Raw genomic sequence first — 17,702 nt, forward strand, 5'->3', positions numbered from 1 at the left:
GTCCGATCTCGGTGGTGGACTTGAAGCCGCCGTCGCCGTTGCCGATGTAGAGGAACAGTTCGCCGGTGGTCTTGTTGGTGGCGACGAGGTCGCCGTCGCCGTCGCCGTTGAAGTCGGCGGCGGCGACCTTGTCCATCGTGCCCCAGCCGCCGCCCACTTCACCGGTGGAGGAGATTGCGGAGGAACCGTTCCCGGCGTACAGCCGCAGCGTCCCGGTGGAATCCACACCCAGCAGGTCGTCCTTGTAGTCACCGGTGTAATCGTGGTCCCGGGTGACGGTGACGTCCTCGACGATGTTGTTGTAGCGGTACGGCAGGTAGGAACCGGAGTTGTTGAAGTAGGCGTACGGGATGGTGCGGCGCACGGCGTGCGGCGGCGTCTGCTCGATGCCGACGTAGGAGGTCATCGAGGAGTCGGTCCAGCGCTCGAACAGGACGACGTGGGAGCCGCTCGTGGGGTTCGAGGTGTTGTGGAAGAGGAGCATGTCGCCCTTGCGCAGCTGGCTCTTGGAGATCCGCGTGGCGTAGGTGTCGAGGTTGCCGGTCCAGGCGTTGGTGCCGAGGTTCCAGGCCATGGAGACCAGACCGGAGCAGTCGGTGCGGTAGTCGTCGCGGTAGTTGTTCATGCTGTACGGCACCTGTGCGTCGACCCAGGTTCTGGCGCGGGCGATGACCGCGCTGCGGGTGATCGGTGCGCCGGCGGCGGTGGAGGCCAGGGGGTGTGTGGAGAAGGCGCTCTTCGGGCTTCCGCTCTGCAGCGGGCCCACTGCGCCCTGGGGGCGCTCGACGTCCTCGGTGGCCGCGGTGGCGGTGCGCACCCCGGAGACTGCGGTGTTCGGGGCGGCCGTCGCGGCGGAGGAGACGGTGAGGGTGCCCAGGACCGTGGCGGAGGCGAGGGCGACTGCGAGGGCCGTGGTGCGCGACATTTTCGACGTGCTCATGACAGTGAGCTCCTTGCTGGGTTGTTCGGAAGGGGAAGGCCGGGCATGACCGTCTGCCCGGGCGCTCACGGCCCGCGCGGCGGCGTGGAGGCGAATGGGAAGCCCGGGGCGAGACGTACGGGCTCGTCCGGAAAAGTGCGGTTGCCCCGCAGGTGCACCCGTGGGGGCGACGGACCGGCTACTGCCAGCCGAAGTCGCCGGCGAGGACGACCTGCCAGCCGAAGTCGTTCTTGGGCAGGTTCGTGGCGGCCATGCTCTGCCGGCCGGAGTCCTGGCTCCCGGAGCCGACGGGTCCGGAGGCTGCTCCAAGGCCCAGGAACAGGGATCCCGCGGTGAGGACGGTGACCGCGGCGGCCTTGGCGGTACGGCTGGCTTGCATGGCGGTTGCCCCTTCGGTGGCGATGGATCTGGCGGACTGTTCCGGCCTTGCGTCCCGCGGTGACGTGGGGCCGGTCCTTCGTGTCTGCCGGTCGGTGTCCCTTGCGGCGAGAACTACTCTCGTCGCAGGTCGGAAGGGGGGGAAGAGCTTTCCGGTGGCCCCAATGGTCCATGTCCCAATGGGGCCAGCAGCGGCACCTGCGCCCTGCGCAGGCCCCAACCGGACAGTCCGGTGTGGGAGTTCAGCAACCGCCGGCACAGCACCGTCGTCATCGCCTCGGCCTCGGTCAGGGACTCCGCCACGAGGAAGACCCCGAGGACCGGGTCGGGTACGGCGTGCGGGTGCGCGGTGACGTGTTCCACCCCTTCCCCGGGACGTGCGAGAGCCAGGGCGTGCCGAGCCGCGTCGGAGGGCAGAAAGCCACCGGACGGGGCTGACAGTTGGGCGTGAACCAGGTACATACCGACGAAGTGTGCGACCGCGCCGTGAAACAAACAGGCCCGGAACTTGGCCTATTGAGGATCTGGACGGAAGAGGCCACCCCCCTCCAGGGCTCCACAAGTCCGACTGCCGTGCGAATATCGGCAGTGAAGATCACTTCATGGGGGGGACACCATATGTTGACCTTGTTGGGGTTGGACAGAAAGACGGAAGTCGTCTATCGCGCGATGCTGAGGCGACCCGGCGACGGTGTGGCCGCTCTCTGCCGCCATCTGGAGATGCCCGAGGAAGACGTCCGCAGTGGTCTCGACCGCCTCAGCGAACTGGCCCTGGTACGGCCCTCGTGCGACGAGCCCGGCCGGCCCCGGGCGGTCAGCCCGGACATCGGCATGGAGATCCTGCTCGCCCGTCAGCAGGCGGAACTCGCCGCACAGCAGCACCGGATCGAGGCCTCGCGGGCGGCCGCCGCGCAACTCATATCCGAGTACGCGGACCTGCGCCCTTCGGTTGCCGAGCCCGGCGTGGAGCACCTGATCGGCCTGGACCGCATCCGGGAGCGGCTGACCCTGCTGCACCACGAGGTGCGGGAGGAAGTCATGATCTTCGCCCCGGACGGGGAGCAGACGCCGGAGAACCTGGAGGCCTCCAAACCGCTGGACGAGTCCCTGCTGGGCCGGGGCGTCCGGATGCGCACCGTCTACCTCGACAGCGTGCGCAACAGCCCGCACACCGTGGCCTACGCGCAATGGCTGAGCGGCCTGGGCCGACAGGCCCGGACCGTGCCCACCCTGCCCGTCCGTCTGATCATCACGGACCGCGAGACCGCCGTGATCCCGGTCGACAGCGACGACACCGCCGCCGGCGCGGTGATGCTCACCGGGCAGGGCACGCTGACCGCCCTGTGCGCCCTGTTCGAATCCGTCTGGGAGACGGCGAAGCCGTTCGGCGAGATCACGCAGCGGGACGAGAGCCGGCTGACCGACACCGAGGCGACGACCCTGAAACTGCTGGCCGATGGTTTCACCGACGAGGCCATCGCCAAGCGGCTGGGGGTGTCGCATCGGACGGCCCGCCGTGTGGCGACCGGTCTGATGGAACGCCTGGGAGCGCGCAGCCGCTTCGAGGCGGGCGTGCGCGCCGCACGGCAGGGCTGGATTGGCTGATATTCCACATGAATCGTGAATCGCCTCGAACGGTTCCCCCCTGGTGATTGCTGGAAACCCAGGCAGGCCGCCGGCCGGGGAGCATGGTGAATCGTTAGGCCGGAAACATGCTGGTGGGGCACTTTCCCGACTGTTAGCGTCCTTTCGGATACATCATGATCACCGGCAAAGAAGGGCGTATTCTCCATGGGGCTGCGACAGAAATGGCAAAAGGGTTCCGCTGTGATGCTGACTTCGATGGTCATGGCGGCGGGGGGCACGGTGGCCACCGCGAGCCCGGCCTCGGCCGCACAGGCGTGTCCGGCTGACAATCTGTGCCTGTACGCGTACACCGCTTTCAGCAACATGAAGCTGCGGACGGTGAAGACCAACGAGTGTTTCCAGCTCGCGCTCTACGACTTGATCGACGGCGACGGAATCATGTCCTATCGCAACAACCTCCCGGTCAAGGCTGTCCTTTGGCATACCACCAATGTGGCCCCCAAGCCCTGGGAAGCCCTTGGCACGATCGGTGCGGGAAGCTTCAGCAGCAACACCAGCGGAAACTTCTCCGCGGCGATACTCGTGTGCACCGGTGGCCGAAGCCCTTACTGGTCCGAGGCGTGAACGACATGCGGGCCGGGTCCGGGACGGCAAGAAAGCCGACGTCATGTCGGAAGGGTGAATACGCCTTTCTCCGTCAGGGTCGGTGAGGGCTGCAATGGTGTGGCCTGTGCCTGCCGCGTGCACGCTCCGCTGATCTCATCACCATCCGCTCCGCCGACCGGGGCAGGAACAGCCAACACAGGGACGACATGGTGCCGAAGCGTATCCGTTCGATGGTCATCGCATTTCTCTCCCTGGTCGGCGGAGGCGTGCCCGCGCTCGCGGCGCCGGCCTCAGCGGTTTCTTCGACTTTTGAGTACGAGGTGACGCGCAACGCGGCGCCGTACCGGGACATACCGGGAACCGACGTGGTGTTCACCGCCGTAGCGGGAGAACAGTCGTATCTGTGGTCGCGGAACCTGTCGGTGGCGACCGTGACAGCTCTGGGCGCCGGGGACAACATCGGCTCCACAGTGGCGGTGCGGTGCAGTCACGCCGATGGCGGAGCGCTTCCTTCCGATGCGGAGGCCGGAGCGTACTGGGCGGCGAACCTCGTGCCGCCCGGCGAGAAGTCGGTTGTCCCTGCCCTGCGCTGGGTGTTCACCGCGCCCACCACGGGAACGTACGACTGCCGTCTTTCGGTGACCAGTTACTCGTCGATCATTCAGAACGGGCGGACTGTCACCATGCAGGTGCCGGCCGGTGCCGAACTGGCGCGGGGAACGTATGCGGCAACAGCACGCTGGACGCTGCCCGCGGTCAGTACCGCTGTGATCGAACAGGGTTCGACGCAGACCACACTCGGATACACCTACACGCCGGGCGACGGCGACGACATCACTGTGGTGCAGGACGCGGCGCTGTCGACCTGCGCCCCGGGCTCCACGATCTGCGCGGGCGGGACGACGGACTACACCGGGACGCAGGCCGAGACCTGGATCGTGGCCCAGCCGCAGAACCCCGATGGGACCAAGTGCGGCAGCGCGATCAACGGGGCCGTGGCGAAGTGGAACATCTCGACCGCCAAGCACCACCAGACCGCCACGAACGTTCTCCACTTGTCCATGTCTCAGCTCGGCGGGTGCGCCGGTGTCCGGGTATCCCTCAAAGTGAGGAACGTGGAGGGCAATCCGCTCAATCTCCATGCCGGACATGCCATGGGGCAGATCGCCGCCACTCATGGTGTGGCCTTCACGCACTGAGCGTTTCGGTGTTGCCTCTTCACGGTGAGGACGGCCCCGGCGATGACGGTCATGCGGTGGTGGCCGTCCCCCGGGCATCCGTCGCCCGGGGGACGGCCGTCGTCCGGTCCCCTCAGTGGTACTGGCCCACCACGTAGTCCCCCGCCGGCTGCCGCGTGATCACGTTGCCGCGGTTGAAGGTGTTGATGAGGGCGATCTGGGTGACCAGGTCGGCGAGTTGGTCGTCGTCGAAGTGCTTGGCGGCGTTGGCCCACACCTCGTCGGGGACGCCGCCGGCGGCGTCGGCGATGCGGGTGCCCTCCTCCGCCAGTTCGAGGGCGGCGCGTTCGGCGTCGGTGAAGACCTTGGCCTCGCGCCAGGTGGCGACCAGGTGGAGGCGCTGCGCGGTCTCCCCGGCCGCCGTGGCGTCCTTGGTGTGCATGTCGACGCAGCCCGCGCAGCCGTTGATCTGGCTGGCGCGCAGCATGACCAGTTCGCGGGTCGAGGCGGGCAGCGTCGACTCCCCGAGGGTCATGGCGGCGGCCACGATGTGCTTCATGGCCTTGGCCGCGACGGGGCTGGCCATGATGTTCAACCGGGCTTCCATGGTGGGCTCCTGTGTCGTCGTGGGTGGCGCGGTGGGTGTCCGCACCTCCTTGACCACACAGCCCTCGTCGTCCTGACGGCAGCGGGAGGTGACCTGCGTCACCCCGGTGGCCGAGGCCCGCTGAAGCAGTGCCCCGTCCCTCAGTACCGCACCGCCCGCTTCACCTCCGCCCTCACCTCGCCCGAGAGCCGGCGGTTGCTGCGGGCCGTCGCCGTGGCGGACTTTCCGGCCGGGACGTCGGGGACGGTGACGACGACCGTGTCGAGCCACGTGCCGTCCTGGTCGGTGAAGTCGACCTGGACGGAGAAGGACCTGGTCGTGTCGTCGGTGTTGGTGGCGGTGACCTCGGTCGTGGTGCGGTCGCCGTCCGTCTTCGCGGGGCCGGCCTTCACGTCGTCCTTCGCCTCGGTCCCGCCCTTGATCTCGTCGAGCCTGCGGCCCGCCTCCGCGGTCGCCGACGCGAAGCCCTCCGTGGCCCGGGAGGCGAGCGAGGACGCGGCGGCGGTCGCCTCGTCGCGGGCCGACTCCGCCGCGGACGCGGCCCGGCTGGCCACCCCCGAGGGGCTGTTCTCGTCCGAGCAGCCTGTGAGGGCGGTGAGGCCGAGCAGCGCGGCGGCGCAGGTCGCGGTGAGCGCGGCGGCCCTGGCCGGGCGGGTGCGGTGGGCGGGCATGGTGCCTCCGGCGTCGGGGGTGGGGGCGGTCGGGGGGGGCGGCGGGTCCTCCCCCCCCAGTGAAGGACCGCCCGACCCGCCGCGCATGCCGGCTCACCCGTCCGGCCGCGCATGCCCGCTCACCCGTCCGGCGCAGTTCCCGTGGTGGCGGCCGTCACCCGGACGGATGGTCGGGGGGAGCGCGACACCCGACAGCTCGACAGCTCGACAGAGAGGTGGGGCACGGTCATGACCGAAGCGTCACAGTCCGGCGGAAGCCAGGGTTCTCCCGTCTGGGACCCCTCCCACCAGGGCACCGGCCCCACCGGTGCGGGCGGCTGGTCCTCGCGGCCGCCCGCCGAGGGCGGCCTGGCCGCCGGCGGAGTCGTCTTCGCGGGTGTGCTGATGCTGGTCAACGGCATCCTCGCCGTCTTCCAGGGCATCGCCGCGATCTCCGAGGACGACGTGTACGGCCGGGTCGGCGACTACGTCTACAAGATCAACCTCACCGGATGGGGCTGGATCCTGCTGATCGTCGGCGTGGTGGCCGCGGCGGCCGGCGGGGGCATCCTCAAGGGCGCGGCCTGGGCCCGCGTCACCGGCATCGTCCTCGCCTCCGTCAGCCTCGTCCTCCAGTTCCTCTTCCTGCCGTACGCCCCGGTCTGGTCGATCGTCCTGATCGCGATCGACGTGTTCGTGATCTGGGCCCTCGCGGTGTACCGGCCGGGGGCGCCGGGGCGGGCGGGCTGAGGACGCCGCCGGTGCGCCCGTCACCCGCCGATGTCGACCGACTTCCTGCGCAGCCACGGCAGCGGTGACACCGCGGACCCCATGTACGGCGTGATCCGCACCTCGAAGTGCAGGTGCGGGCCGGTGGCGTTGCCGGTCGCGCCGGCGAGACCGAGGCGCTGGCCCGCCGCGACCCGCCCGCCCTTGCGGACGTCGACGCGCGACAGGTGGGCGTACTGCGTGAAGTAGCCGTCCGGGTGGCGGACGACGACCTGGTTGCCGAAGCCGTCGCCGCAGGTCGTCGCGCGGACGGTGCCGGGGCCGACGGCGTACACGGGGGTCCCGCCGGGCACCGCGAAGTCCTGGCCGGTGTGCCGGTGGGCCCAGTGGGAGCCGCGGGCGGCGTAACCGGCGGAGAGCCGGAAGCGGCGGGTCGGCGCCGTCCAGTCCCCGTCCCGGCCCTCGGGCGCCCGGCTGCGGTTGCGGGCGCGGGCGGCCGGGCAGCGGCCCGCGCGTCCGGAGGGGTCGACGGCGACGGGGTCTCCCGTGGCGCGGGCCACCGCCCACAGCGCGTCCCACAGCCCGGCCCGGATGGCCTTGCGGCGGCGTTCGGCGGATCTGACCTTCTCGGGCAGGGCGTCCTGCGCGCGCAGCCGGTCGACGCGGGCCCGGGCCTTCTCGTGGGCCCGTACGGCAGCGCGGGCGGTGTCCCCGCGGACCGCCGCGCTGCCCGCCCCGGGCGGGACCCCGTGGCCCGCCGCCCCGGCGGGCCGTGCGGCGACCGGGACCCCGTGGCCCGCCGCCCCGGCGGGCACCGCGGTGAGCGCGACCAGCACACCCGCGATCAGCACGGCCGCCAGGGTGGACGCAAGGGCGGCCAGGGGCAGGAGCCTGCGCGCAGGGGCGAGGCACGTCCGCGGAAGGCACGCGTGGTGTTCTCGTCGCATCTCGGGATCATCGGACCGGTAGCCGTGACGGGCGGGACGGCACGCCCGGCGTTCAGCCGAACGGCCCCGCCGTCAGCGCGTGCCCGAGACACCCGCCCGGTAGGCGGCCGACGCCCGCGGATTGCCCCGGCACCGCCACACCCCGTGCGGGCAGTAGTCGGTGATCGTCTGGTACAGCGGCCGCTGCCGCGCGAACCAGCCGAGCATGCCCCGCACATAGGCGGCGTTGTCCCCGTTGCGGAACAGCCCCCACTCCGGGTACGACACCGGCTTGCCGTGCTCCGCCGCGAACCGCACGTGCGCCGCCAGCCCGTACGGCTCGGCCACCTGCTCCTCGAAGGACATGCCCGCGGGCTGGTCGTAGGCGTCCATGCCGACGATGTCGACGTGGGCGTCGCCGGGGTAGCAGTCGGTCCACGGGACGGCGTCCCGCCCCCGGCTCGGCGTGAACTCGAACCGGAACCGCTGCCCCGGCACCGACCGCATCGCGGTCACGATCCGCGTCCAATAGGCCTTCCAGGCGAGGGGGTCCGGCCCGCAGCGGTGGGTGTAGGTGACCCCGTTCATCTCCCAGCCGACGACGAGCACGCTGTCCGGCACCCCGAGCCCGACCAGCCGCCGGCCGAGCGCCCGGAAGTGACCGTCGTACGCGCCGCGCGCCCCCGCGCGCAGCTCCTCCCGGACGACGGCGTCGGGCAGTCGCTCCTCGGTGCGCTCCAGCATCGGCACGTTCAGCACGAACATCCGGTCCGCGCGGGCCGTCCGCCACCGCGCCCAGTGCTCCAGATAGCCGGGCGCCCCCTCGATGTTGCTCCACCGGTCCCCGGGCAGGTACGCCCGCCCGACGCGGGGCGTCGCGGCCCCCACCCACCCGTCCAGTCCCGCGATCCGCCGCACCCCGGCGCCGTCGTACCCGACGTACGCCCCGAACGCCCCCGCGGGCACCGGCGGCCCGCCCCCGAGCGGCACGCAGGAGGGCCAGGCGACCAGGGCGACGGCGACGAGAACCGCCCCGACGACGACACGGAGGAGAGGGGGCACCGGTTCAGGATGACGACCGCCCGCGCACCGGCGGGCGCGACCGGCCCCGCGGCACCCGGACGGAGTCGGACCCGGAGAGCAGTTCGGGCGTCACCCCCGGACCGGAACCGGCTCCCGCACCGGGAACACGTCCCCGGCGGCCGGGCCCGCCGACCGCGCCCGCCCTCGCCCCGGCGGCCGGCCGGACCGGCCCGGCCCGGCCGCCGGTTCGGGGAAGTCGTCGTCAACAGGCAACCCGAGCAAGGGATTCACCTCTCTCACAGGGTGCTCACAGGCTCTCCCGGGACGCGTGGGGTGCGTTCGTACGGTGGGTGGGTCCGAGGGCTGTCCAGTCCGATGCCACTGACCATGGCACTCGCAGACGAGGAACCGATGACCAGTCAGCCAGACCGCAAGAACCTCAAGCGTGCGGCGTTCGCCGCGGGGGCCGCGCTCGCCGTCGTCGCCGTCGCCGGGGCCGCTCCCGGCGCCGGCGCGGCACCGCAGGCCAAGCCCGGGGTGCCGCAGCTCAAACTGACCGCCGCGTCGAAGTCCGTGACGCTCGACCGGTGGGACTGGGAGGGGGAGCCCCCCGGGGTCTTCCTGGACCTGGGCACCTACGTCCAGGTCGAGAACGCGCCGCTGGAGTTCCAGGTGACGCGCGCCTCGTACAAGACCCCCGTCGTCGCCCGGCAGATCCTGCGCGACGGGACGAAGGTGAAGAAGAAGACGCTGCCCGCCGGGCTCGTCCAGGACTTCAGCGGGCTGCCCGGCTTCCTGGAGGTGTCCGTCACGGACGCCGCCGGGAAGGAAGTGGCCACCACCAAGGGCACCTTCTGCCCCAACAACGCCTCCGGGCGCGTCCGTCCGGACGCCCCGGCCACCTCGCACTATCCGGAGAGCTGCCCCACCAACCCCTTCACGCTGGGCTCGGTGTGGGGCGTCGAGAAGGGCTGGGCGGCCAACTCCAGCACCGTCGACTACGACGAGCGCGTCGACCTCCCGGCGGGCGAGTACACCGCCGAGGTGGGGGTGGCGAAGAAGTACCGCGACCTGTTCGGCATGCCCGACGAGCGGCCGACCGTCAAGGTGACGGTCCGGCAGCAGTCCGACGGTGGGGAGGGCGCCGCGGGGCTGCGGTCCTCCTCCGCGCACGGATCCGCGCACGGGGAACACTCCGCACACGGGCAGCACGCCGCCCACGCCTCCGGCGGGCACCACTACGGCCCCCGCGGCGCCGACGCCCCCACCCCGCCCGCCCTGTCCCACGCCCTGGAGGACCGGGGCCTCGCCCACCACCTCGGTGACGGCGCGGGGCACACCGACGGCTCCCGTGTCGCGCCCGCGCTGAAGGCCGGGGCCAAGGCCCCCACGGGCCGGGCGGGCGTCCCGGCGAACGTGCCCAAGCCCGACCTGCGGTCCCTGCCGGCCTGGGACATCGCCGTCACCGACGGCGAGGACGGCGACGTACCGGGCAAGGACTACCTCGCCTTCAGCGCGAACGTGTGGAACGCCGGCCCCGCCCCGCTCGTCGTCGACGGCTTCCGCAGCCCCGGCGAGGACCTCATGGACGCCTACCAGTACTTCTACGACGCGAGTGGCAAGCAGGTCGGCTACACCCCCACCGGCACCATGGAGTGGGACCCGCGCATCGGCCACGAGCACTGGCACTTCACCGACTTCGCCAGCTACCGGCTGCTCAGCGAGGACAGGACCAAGGAGGTCCGCAGCGGCAAGGAGGCGTTCTGCCTCGCCAACACCGACGCCGTCGACTACACGGTGAAGAACGCCAACTGGCACCCCTACAACACCGATCTGTCGACCGCCTGCGGCCAGCAGAACTCCATCTCCGTGCGGGAGGTCCTCGACGTCGGTTCCGGTGACACGTACACCCAGTACCGTCCCGGCCAGTCCTTCGACATCACCGACCTGCCGAACGGCACGTACCACATCGAGGTCCTCGCCAACCCGGCCAACCGCCTCCAGGAGACGAACCTGAAGAACAACGTCTCCCTGCGCAAGGTCGTCCTCGGCGGCACCCCGGGTGCCCGCACGGTCTCGGTCCCGCCGTACGAGCTGATCAACACCCCGTAGGCGGCGCGCGGCACGCGGGACGGGCCCGTGGACCGGGCTGATCCGGCAGAACCCGCTGGACAGGGCCCCCGGGCCGCTGCCACGCTCCCCGCGTGCCGCTGACCCTTCCCGATCTCCTCGCCCGTACGGCGCTCACCGCCCGGCTGGGGCCGGTCCGGGTCGGGGCGTCCTGGGCGGACGTCACGGCGCTGCTCGGCGAGCCCCGCGAGGTGCTCCGGAGCAGGCGGTGGCCCCGGCTGTACGGCCACGGCGACCTGGAGGCCCTCGTCTGCCGGTGCGGGCGGGTGCTGCTCGTGACCGTGCGGGCGGGGGGCGGGACCGTCGAACTCCCGACGGTCGAGGGCGCGTTCCCCGGCGAGCCCACCGAGGCCGAGGTGGTCGCCGCGCTGGACCGGGCCGGCTGCCCCTGGGAGGCCGACCCCGCGCACACCTTCGGCGACCAGCGCGGTCTGCGGGTGCCCGCGACCTCCGCCCTGTTCGTCTTCGTCGTGCCCGGGTCCGTCGTGCCTGGGTCCGTCGTGCCCGGGTCCGTCGTGCCCGGGTCCGTCGTGCCCGGGTCCGCCGTGCCCGGGTCCGCCGTGCCCGGGGACCGCCGCCCACGGCTGCACTCGCTGGGCCTGCCGGGGGACGGGTACGCCTGCCCGGACTGACGGGACGAGGCAACCATCGCACCGTCAGGGGAGTCTGGTGAGACGTCAGGGGTATCGGGGACGTATGTATACCCGCATGTAGGGTTTCGTCGTCCACGAGGATCCAGCACCGGACGATCCGAGCACGGTGTACGGGGTGAAGAACGGCCGAGGCGGAGGCGAGCGCCGGTGAGCGGGACGAGAAGGCGTGGGCACACCCAGGCGGAGGCGACCGGCCGCGGGAGCAGGACGCGGCGGGGCGGTGACCGGGGCGGACCCGGCGGGACGAGGCTGACCCGGCGCGGGCGGATCGTGGCCTGGGGCGCCGGGGTGACCGCCGTGGTCGTCCTCGGTGTCGGCGGCGTCGGCGCGTGGGTCTACAACGACCTCAACAACAACATCGACTCCGCCGACGTGGACGGCAAACTGGGCGGCGACCGGCCCGAGAACCTCAGCCCGGGCTCGAAGAACATCATGGTCGTCGGCTCCGACAGCCGGGACGGCGCGAACGCCAAGTACGGCAAGGACCTGACCACCATGCAGTCGGACACGCTCATGGTGCTGCACATACCGGCGAACCGGGAATGGGCCGCGGTGGTGTCCTTCCCGCGCGACTCCTGGGTGGACATACCCACCTGCGAGATGGGGGACGGCAAGACCTCCACCCCGCACAAGGCCAAGATCAACGAGGCGTTCGCGATCGGCGGCACCAGCGGCGAGGTCGCCGAGGCCGCCGCGTGCAGCATCAAGACCGTCGAGGCCCACACCGGCCTGCGCATCGACCACTTCATGTCGGTCGACTTCTCCGGCTTCAAGGGCATGGTCGACGCGCTCGACGGCATCGAGGTCTGCCCGAAGGAGCCCATCAAGTCCGACAAGGCCAAGCTGGAGATGGACGCCGGCTGCCAGACGGTCGACGGCGAGAAGGCCCTCGGCTACGTCCGGGTCCGCTACGGCGTCGGCGACGGCTCCGACATCGGCCGCATCGGCCGCCAGCAGGAGTTCATGAACGCCCTCGCGGAGAAGGCCCAGTCGAAGCTGACCAGCCCCGACGCCCTGTACGGCTTCCTCCAGTCCGCCACCAAGTCGCTGACCACGGACCCGGACCTGGCCGGCATCAAGCAGATCTACGGGCTGGCCGACGAACTCAAGGGCATCCCCAGCGACCGGCTGGCCTTCCTCACCGTGCCCAACTACCCCCGTGAGGCGGACGTCCCGACGGACAAGGCCAACGTCGTCTGGCAGTACCCGCAGGCGGCCGACCTGTTCACCTCCCTGGCCAAGGACAAGGAGATGACCAAGGCCCGGCTGCAGACCGCGGCGAAGGACCTCGTGTACGCCTCCCAGGTCAGCGTCCGCGTCCTCAACGGCACCGGACGGTCCGGGCGCGCCGCGGCCGTCGCCGAGAAGCTCCGCGCGATGGGCTTCACCGTGAGCGGCACGGGCAACGCCCCCGAGACGGTGAGTCGTACCTCCGTCAGCTTCCCGGCCGGGCTGGAGAAGCAGGCCGCGGTGCTCTCCTCGCGGCTGCCGAAGGCGAAGTCGGCCGCGGCGGCGGACGCGCAGGCGGGAGTCGTCACGCTGGTCGTCGGACCGGACCTGGACGTCGGCGAGATGGGCTGACGGAGCCTTCCGCGGCCGGGTTGGCGAGGCGCGGGAAACTGTGTAACATTGATCATGAGCCGGTCACCGCAACAACGGTGAAAAGGTTCTGCGTTGGTGGTCCAAGGAAAGACGCCCCGCTTCCTGCGGGGAAATGCAGGTGCAAGGCCTGCCCGGCGCTCCAGTAAACGAGTCCCATCCCGTGTCGAACGGGGTGGGACTCGTTGCTTTTCCCCCGGCTTCCCCCGGCTTCTCCTCGGGTCCCCCTCGTGTCCGACGAGTTCGGGGGCGGCCGCCCGTGCGGTGGCCGCCCCCGCCGCCGTCAGGACGTGTTCGCGCTGGACCGGCCGAAGAACTCGATCTCCGCGATGGCGACCTGCTTGGCCGCCGAGGCGCCGTACGCCGACTCCAGGGTGAAGCGGACCTTCGTCACCTCACCGACGCGGAACGACCGCCGCTGGCCGCCCGCGCTCTGGTCGAGGACGAGGTCCCGGGTCGTCGTCTTCCCGTCCTTCGTCGTGATCGTCGCCTTGATCCGGTGCGGCAGGGCCGACTGGGAGAGCTGGTCGGCGCGGGTCGAGGTGCCCGGCGTGATGATCAGGTCCAGCAGCCGGGTCGGCTCGGCGAACCGGGCCTCGACCCACTCGCCCTCGCCCGACTGCGAGACACCCGGCCCCCACCAGGTGTTGTTCACCTTGTCGAGGAGCAGGTCGGGCTTGTGCCCCGGGTAGGAGCGGGACGCCAGGATCTGGTCGGGCACGACCTGGGCACGCTTGGCGAAGTGGTCGCGGGTGGCCTGGATCCAGCCCGGCAGGCTCACCCCGACCCAGATCAGCAGGCTGAGGACGGCGGCGGCCACCACCCAGGTCAGGATGCGGTCGAAGGTGCGCCGCAGCCGGGGCCGGTCGCCCGCCCACGGGGTCTCGCGGTTGCGGAAGTCCAATACCCGGCGCCACCACGGGCGGTGTCGGACCGAGCGGTCCTCCCTGGCCATCGGCATCGCGCAGCGCGTGCAGTAGTGCCGGTCGGGACGGTTCGGGGTCGAGCACCAGGGGCACGGCACCCCGTTCTCGTCCCCCTGCTGCGGACCCGGCGCCCGCACCTGGGGCCGGTCCGCCACCGGCCGTCCCGGCAGCACCGGCACGACCGACGGGGGCGGCGTGGGACGGGCCTCGGGGTCGGCGACGGGGACCAGGAGGGAACGGGCCCGGGCGTTCAGCGCGTCGGCGTCGGCGTCGGAACGGGCGGCGGCGTCGGTGGTGGCGGCCGTGGGGGTCGGCACCGTGGGAGCGGTGGCGGCCGGCACGGGCTCGGTGGCCGCCGTGTCGTCGGACGTGGACGTGGACGTGGACGTGGATGTGGGCGCGGGCGGGAGGGCGTTCTCCGCCGTGTCCTCGCTGTCGGAACCGGCCGCCGGGGAGGAACCGGCCGCCGGGGAGGAACCGGCCGCCGGGGCCGCGGAGCCGGGAGCCGGAGCGGCGGCGGCCGCCGTACCGGCACCGGTCGTCCCCGCAGCCGTGGAGCCGGTCGTGGTGGTGGAGCCGGTGGCGCGCGGCCCGCTCCGCGCCGTGCCGGCGGGGGCCGCCGCGCGGGCGGGAGTGCGGTCCGTCCAGCTCAGGACGGCGCCGCAGGCGTCGCAGAAGGACTGGCCCGGCTCCGCCCGGGTGCCGCATTCGGCGCAGTTCAGGGTGGTCATCTCTCCGGGGTCCTTTCGGCGACGGTCACCTTGACCGTGTACGGCATGTGGGCGGGGCGGGCGGCCGCCACGAGGGCGTCGAGGCGGTGTTCGTCCGCCGGGCCCGGGTCGGGCAGGCGGAGCGTGACGTGCAGGTGGGGGCGGGGTGCGCCGGGGACCGGGCCGAGCGGGCGGGCGCTCCAGGCGGCGCCGCCGCTCTCGGAGATCTCCGGCTCCACACCGAAGACCAGCCGGACCGTCTCCGCGAGGCCGCGCCGGGTGCCGCGCACCCGGTGCAGGTAGGCGGCCGCCGCGACCGCCGCGCGGAGCCGCTCCTCGGGTTCCGTGCCGTCGGTCTCGGCGCCGACCCAGCCGGCCAGCCAGCGGGTGAAGTCGACGGGGGCGAGGGCCGGGTCGAAGTAGGCGGGCAGGCAGTCCAGGACGTTGAGGATCGGGGCGATCACCTCGTCGAGTCCGGCGACGAACCGCTGGGCGAGGTCGTCGTCGGCGAACACGGCGGGCAGCATGACGCCGATCGGCGCGGACGAGCCGAGCCCGTCGACCGAGCCCCTCATCCGGACACCCCTTCCGGGCCTACGGCGGCCGGGCGTGCGAAGGCCGGGCGTGCGGCGGCCGGGCTCACGATCCGTCCCCGATCACCCGGACGCGGTGGTCGTAGGAGAAGACCAGGGCGGGCGCGGACAGGTCGATGCGGTCGGTGGCCTCGCCGCGTTTGCCGGTGAGCGGGTCGGCGGGGTGCAGGGTGACCTGGTCGACGAGTTCGACGCCGGGGACGCGCTGCAGGACGGCGAAGACCTCGCCGGACTGGACGGGCCGCCCGAAGGGCCAGCCGCGGCCGTCGGCGCCGCCGGTCAGCGGGTCGAGGTGCCGGTAGAGGGCGTCGTGGGCCCGGCGGCGCACCCGGTCGGTGTCGACGCCGCGGAAGGCGTGCACCGTGGCGACGACGGTGACGCCCTGGTAGTACGGCGGTCCCACGGCCAACCGGGTGCCGATCAGGCGCCGTTCGTCGAGGTGCCGGGTGATGCGGTCCAGCAGGGCGTCACCGGGGACGAGTTGCTCGAAGCGGAGCCGTCCGCCCGGGTCGGGCACGGCCTGCGGGACGACCAGCACCCGCACGGCGTAGGCGCCGTGCTCGTCGGGTTCGCCTTCGAGGCAGGTGATGCGGGCGGTCTCGGGGGCGGCGCGACGGGCGAGTTCCTCGTAGTCGCGCAGGGTCACGGCACGCTCCTGGGCGCGCAGGGTGATGGGGGCGCGCACCTTCGCCTCGTCGACCGTCTCGCCGTCGACACCGCCGCGCGCGGCCTCCCGGTTGACGACCTCGGAGACGTACGGCACGGAGGTGCGCAGCACCCGTACGGCGCCGCGGGCCACGTTGCCCGCCCGGCCGCCGCCGGTGCGGTAGCGGCGGGCGCGGATGACCGAGCCCTTGGGGGCGACGGCCCCGTACTGGCGGAGCGTGCCGTCGGGTTCGCGCACGGACGGGCCGAAGGCGATCTCGCCGGTCGCCGCGTCGAGGGTGACGTGGCGGTCGTCGGGGCCGGACGCGGCGAAGTGCGGGACGACCCGCCAGTCGGTCCAGCCCTCGTGCTCGGCGGTCTGGAGCAGCAGCGGCGGGTCGTCGCCGACGACCGGGGCGTGGGCCAGGCGCAGCCGCTGGCCGGGCAGGCCGGCCGACTCGCCGAGCGCCTCGTCGTACACCGTCTCGGCGTGGACCGCGGGGGCGGTGCCGCCGACCGTGAAGGCCTCGGCGGAGCGCACGGTGGGCGAGGTGGTGTAGAAGGGCTGGCCGGGCAGCGGTTCGGTGACGCGGCAGCGCAGCCAGCCGGCCTCCTGGCCGCCCGAGCGGGACAGGACGTGGCCGGCGGGGACGTGCAGGACGACCTCGCCGGGCCGGTTGAGGCCGCCGGTGCCGTCGCGGTCGACCTCGCAGGACTGCCAGCCGTCCTCCGTCCACGCCTCCCACACCAGCGGGGGCTGGCGCGGGTCGACGCCGACGCCGTCCACCCGGCTGTCGAGTTCGAGGGCGACCGCGCAGTGCGGGACGGCCGCGCTGAGGCCGAGCAGCATGCAGTCGCCGGGCTGCGGGGCCTCCGAGAAGCACAGCAGGTCCTTGCCCTCGACGAGGTCGGTGGTCCGGTCGGTCACCGGCTCGCCCTGGTGCTGGACCACGAGGTGACGCAACTCGCAGGGGATGACGGACAGTTCGCGTTCCGTCGCGAAGACCACCGCCTCCTCGCTCTCCGTGCGCACGGTCGCCACCTCGGTGCCCACCGGCAGCAGCACGGTCTCCTCCTGCGGCGCCGACAGCCAGAAGGTGACGTCGGCGCGGGCCGCGGACGGCGGGAACAGGTGGATGCCGACCAGGTCCAGGAAGGCGAGGTGGTTCTTCTCCGGGACCCGGTTGAGGCGGTAGACGATCTGGTCGGCCATGTGCGCGACCGTCTCGACGAGGGTGACGCCGGGGTCGGAGACGTTGTGGTCGGTCCACTCCGGGGCGCGCTGCTGGATGTAGCGCTTGGCGTCGTCGACGAACTGCTGGAAGCGGCGGTCGTCCAGGTTGGGGGAGGGCAGGGCCATCAGCGGTCGCTTTCGGGAGCCGTACCCGAGGAGGCCGGGGCGTCCGGCTCGTCGTGGGACGGAATGACGTAGAAGGGGAAGACGAGGCTGCGCGGGTTGTTGGTGCCGCGGATCGCGTAGCGGACGTCGATGAACAGCACGCCCTGCTCGGCGCCCGCGGTGACCTCGACGTCGGTGACCTCGATGCGCGGCTCCCAGCGGTCGAGGCTGGCGTGCACCTCGTGCTGGATGCGGCCCGCGGTCGCCTCGTTGACCGGGGCGAACACGAGGTCGTGGATGGCGCAGCCGAACTCCGGCCGCATCGGGCGCTCGCCCGGCGCGGTCGCCAGGACCAGCCGGATCGCCTCCTCGATCTCGCGCTCGCCGCTGACCAGGGCGATGCCCCCGGTGGGGCCGATGCGGAGCGGGAACGCCCATCCCGATCCGACGAATTGTTCGGCCATCAGAGGGCCACCTGCCTTT

At 72.3% G+C, this 17,702-nt stretch carries 18 protein-coding genes; 7 read left to right on the forward strand and 11 right to left on the reverse strand.

Features of this window, described 5'->3' with window-relative positions:
• The 3 genes from ACH4N1_RS05960 to ACH4N1_RS05970 form a co-directional block, all read right to left on the reverse strand.
• Positions 1-940 (reverse strand): FG-GAP-like repeat-containing protein (locus ACH4N1_RS05960; RefSeq protein WP_398094792.1); only part of this gene is annotated, 940 nt, incomplete at its 3' end.
• A 178-nt stretch (positions 941-1,118) separates the two neighbouring features.
• A complete protein-coding gene (locus ACH4N1_RS05965; protein WP_398094794.1) occupies positions 1,119-1,319 on the reverse strand; it encodes a hypothetical protein in 201 nt (66 codons plus the stop codon).
• 113 nt (positions 1,320-1,432) lie between these two features.
• The gene (locus ACH4N1_RS05970; protein WP_398094796.1) at positions 1,433-1,681 is read right to left on the reverse strand and encodes a hypothetical protein; all 249 of its coding nucleotides are present in this window, start codon (positions 1,679-1,681) and stop codon (positions 1,433-1,435) included.
• A gap of 255 nt (positions 1,682-1,936) precedes the next feature.
• Between ACH4N1_RS05970 and ACH4N1_RS05975 the strand changes: the two genes are divergently transcribed.
• From ACH4N1_RS05975 to ACH4N1_RS05985, 3 genes are all read left to right on the forward strand, one after another.
• Entirely contained in the window at positions 1,937-2,923 is a 987-nt protein-coding gene (locus ACH4N1_RS05975) for a LuxR C-terminal-related transcriptional regulator (RefSeq protein WP_398094798.1), read from the forward strand.
• Positions 2,924-3,109: 186 nt separating this feature from the next.
• Complete coding sequence (locus ACH4N1_RS05980) at positions 3,110-3,529, forward strand: peptidase inhibitor (RefSeq protein WP_398094800.1); 420 nt, start codon at positions 3,110-3,112, stop codon at positions 3,527-3,529.
• Positions 3,530-3,717: 188 nt separating this feature from the next.
• Entirely contained in the window at positions 3,718-4,710 is a 993-nt protein-coding gene (locus ACH4N1_RS05985; RefSeq protein ID WP_398094801.1) for a hypothetical protein, read from the forward strand.
• 112 nt (positions 4,711-4,822) lie between these two features.
• On the opposite strand, the gene ACH4N1_RS05990 is transcribed toward ACH4N1_RS05985, so the two are convergent.
• Both ACH4N1_RS05990 and ACH4N1_RS05995 read right to left on the reverse strand, forming a co-directional pair.
• Complete coding sequence (locus ACH4N1_RS05990; RefSeq protein WP_398094803.1) at positions 4,823-5,296, reverse strand: carboxymuconolactone decarboxylase family protein; 474 nt, start codon at positions 5,294-5,296, stop codon at positions 4,823-4,825.
• Between the two features lie 140 nt (positions 5,297-5,436).
• Positions 5,437-5,967, reverse strand: a complete 531-nt coding sequence (locus ACH4N1_RS05995) for a hypothetical protein (protein ID WP_398094805.1) — start codon at positions 5,965-5,967, stop codon at positions 5,437-5,439.
• Between the two features lie 228 nt (positions 5,968-6,195).
• On the opposite strand from ACH4N1_RS05995, the gene ACH4N1_RS06000 reads away from it, so the two are divergent.
• Positions 6,196-6,696 (forward strand): hypothetical protein, encoded by a 501-nt coding sequence (locus tag ACH4N1_RS06000; protein ID WP_398094807.1) that lies wholly within the window; start codon positions 6,196-6,198, stop codon positions 6,694-6,696.
• A 20-nt stretch (positions 6,697-6,716) separates the two neighbouring features.
• On the opposite strand, the gene ACH4N1_RS06005 is transcribed toward ACH4N1_RS06000, so the two are convergent.
• Both ACH4N1_RS06005 and ACH4N1_RS06010 read right to left on the reverse strand, forming a co-directional pair.
• Complete coding sequence (locus ACH4N1_RS06005) at positions 6,717-7,622, reverse strand: M23 family metallopeptidase (protein ID WP_398094809.1); 906 nt, start codon at positions 7,620-7,622, stop codon at positions 6,717-6,719.
• 72 nt (positions 7,623-7,694) lie between these two features.
• Complete coding sequence (locus tag ACH4N1_RS06010) at positions 7,695-8,663, reverse strand: glycoside hydrolase family 26 protein (protein WP_398094811.1); 969 nt, start codon at positions 8,661-8,663, stop codon at positions 7,695-7,697.
• A 372-nt stretch (positions 8,664-9,035) separates the two neighbouring features.
• Between ACH4N1_RS06010 and ACH4N1_RS06015 the strand changes: the two genes are divergently transcribed.
• The 3 genes from ACH4N1_RS06015 (at position 9,036) to ACH4N1_RS06025 (ending at position 12,988) form a co-directional block, all read left to right on the forward strand.
• Positions 9,036-10,736 (forward strand): lysyl oxidase family protein, encoded by a 1,701-nt coding sequence (locus ACH4N1_RS06015; RefSeq protein WP_398094812.1) that lies wholly within the window; start codon positions 9,036-9,038, stop codon positions 10,734-10,736.
• Between the two features lie 92 nt (positions 10,737-10,828).
• Positions 10,829-11,386: a hypothetical protein gene (locus tag ACH4N1_RS06020; RefSeq protein WP_398094813.1), complete on the forward strand. Its 558-nt coding sequence runs from the start codon at positions 10,829-10,831 to the stop codon at positions 11,384-11,386.
• A 291-nt stretch (positions 11,387-11,677) separates the two neighbouring features.
• Entirely contained in the window at positions 11,678-12,988 is a 1,311-nt protein-coding gene (locus tag ACH4N1_RS06025; RefSeq protein ID WP_398095261.1) for an LCP family protein, read from the forward strand.
• Between the two features lie 301 nt (positions 12,989-13,289).
• Here the strand turns inward: ACH4N1_RS06025 and ACH4N1_RS06030 are convergent, their stop codons facing one another.
• The 4 genes from ACH4N1_RS06030 to ACH4N1_RS06045 form a co-directional block, all read right to left on the reverse strand.
• Positions 13,290-14,663: an NADase-type glycan-binding domain-containing protein gene (locus ACH4N1_RS06030; protein ID WP_398094815.1), complete on the reverse strand. Its 1,374-nt coding sequence runs from the start codon at positions 14,661-14,663 to the stop codon at positions 13,290-13,292.
• Positions 14,660-15,217, reverse strand: a complete 558-nt coding sequence (locus ACH4N1_RS06035; protein ID WP_398094817.1) for a phage tail protein — start codon at positions 15,215-15,217, stop codon at positions 14,660-14,662. Before ACH4N1_RS06035 ends, ACH4N1_RS06030 begins: the two co-directional genes overlap by 4 nt.
• A gap of 64 nt (positions 15,218-15,281) precedes the next feature.
• The gene (locus tag ACH4N1_RS06040) at positions 15,282-17,240 is read right to left on the reverse strand and encodes a putative baseplate assembly protein (protein ID WP_398094818.1); all 1,959 of its coding nucleotides are present in this window, start codon (positions 17,238-17,240) and stop codon (positions 15,282-15,284) included.
• A complete protein-coding gene (locus ACH4N1_RS06045; RefSeq protein ID WP_398094819.1) occupies positions 17,240-17,683 on the reverse strand; it encodes a GPW/gp25 family protein in 444 nt (147 codons plus the stop codon). The genes ACH4N1_RS06040 and ACH4N1_RS06045 overlap by 1 nt, the downstream gene beginning before the upstream one ends.
• Positions 17,684-17,702 lie beyond the last annotated feature (19 nt).

The sequence above is a fragment of the Streptomyces sp. NPDC017202 genome, from assembly GCF_044331705.1.
Taxonomy (GTDB): Bacteria; Actinomycetota; Actinomycetes; order Streptomycetales; family Streptomycetaceae; genus Streptomyces.

Excerpts from the sequence above, each read along its gene's own strand:
- ACH4N1_RS05975 (WP_398094798.1), top strand. The coding sequence starts at position 1,937 with ATGTTGACCTTGTTGGGGTTGGACAGAAAGACGGAAGTCGTCTATCGC.
- ACH4N1_RS05965 (WP_398094794.1), bottom strand. The coding sequence starts at position 1,319 with ATGCAAGCCAGCCGTACCGCCAAGGCCGCCGCGGTCACCGTCCTCACC.
- ACH4N1_RS06030 (WP_398094815.1), bottom strand. The coding sequence starts at position 14,663 with ATGACCACCCTGAACTGCGCCGAATGCGGCACCCGGGCGGAGCCGGGC.
- ACH4N1_RS05980 (WP_398094800.1), top strand. The coding sequence starts at position 3,110 with ATGGGGCTGCGACAGAAATGGCAAAAGGGTTCCGCTGTGATGCTGACT.
- ACH4N1_RS06015 (WP_398094812.1), top strand. The coding sequence starts at position 9,036 with ATGACCAGTCAGCCAGACCGCAAGAACCTCAAGCGTGCGGCGTTCGCC.
- ACH4N1_RS06000 (WP_398094807.1), top strand. The coding sequence starts at position 6,196 with ATGACCGAAGCGTCACAGTCCGGCGGAAGCCAGGGTTCTCCCGTCTGG.
- ACH4N1_RS06035 (WP_398094817.1), bottom strand. The coding sequence starts at position 15,217 with ATGAGGGGCTCGGTCGACGGGCTCGGCTCGTCCGCGCCGATCGGCGTC.
- ACH4N1_RS05985 (WP_398094801.1), top strand. The coding sequence starts at position 3,718 with ATGGTGCCGAAGCGTATCCGTTCGATGGTCATCGCATTTCTCTCCCTG.
- ACH4N1_RS05990 (WP_398094803.1), bottom strand. The coding sequence starts at position 5,296 with ATGGAAGCCCGGTTGAACATCATGGCCAGCCCCGTCGCGGCCAAGGCC.
- ACH4N1_RS06040 (WP_398094818.1), bottom strand. The coding sequence starts at position 17,240 with ATGGCCCTGCCCTCCCCCAACCTGGACGACCGCCGCTTCCAGCAGTTC.
- ACH4N1_RS06045 (WP_398094819.1), bottom strand. The coding sequence starts at position 17,683 with ATGGCCGAACAATTCGTCGGATCGGGATGGGCGTTCCCGCTCCGCATC.
- ACH4N1_RS06005 (WP_398094809.1), bottom strand. The coding sequence starts at position 7,622 with ATGCGACGAGAACACCACGCGTGCCTTCCGCGGACGTGCCTCGCCCCT.
- ACH4N1_RS05995 (WP_398094805.1), bottom strand. The coding sequence starts at position 5,967 with ATGCCCGCCCACCGCACCCGCCCGGCCAGGGCCGCCGCGCTCACCGCG.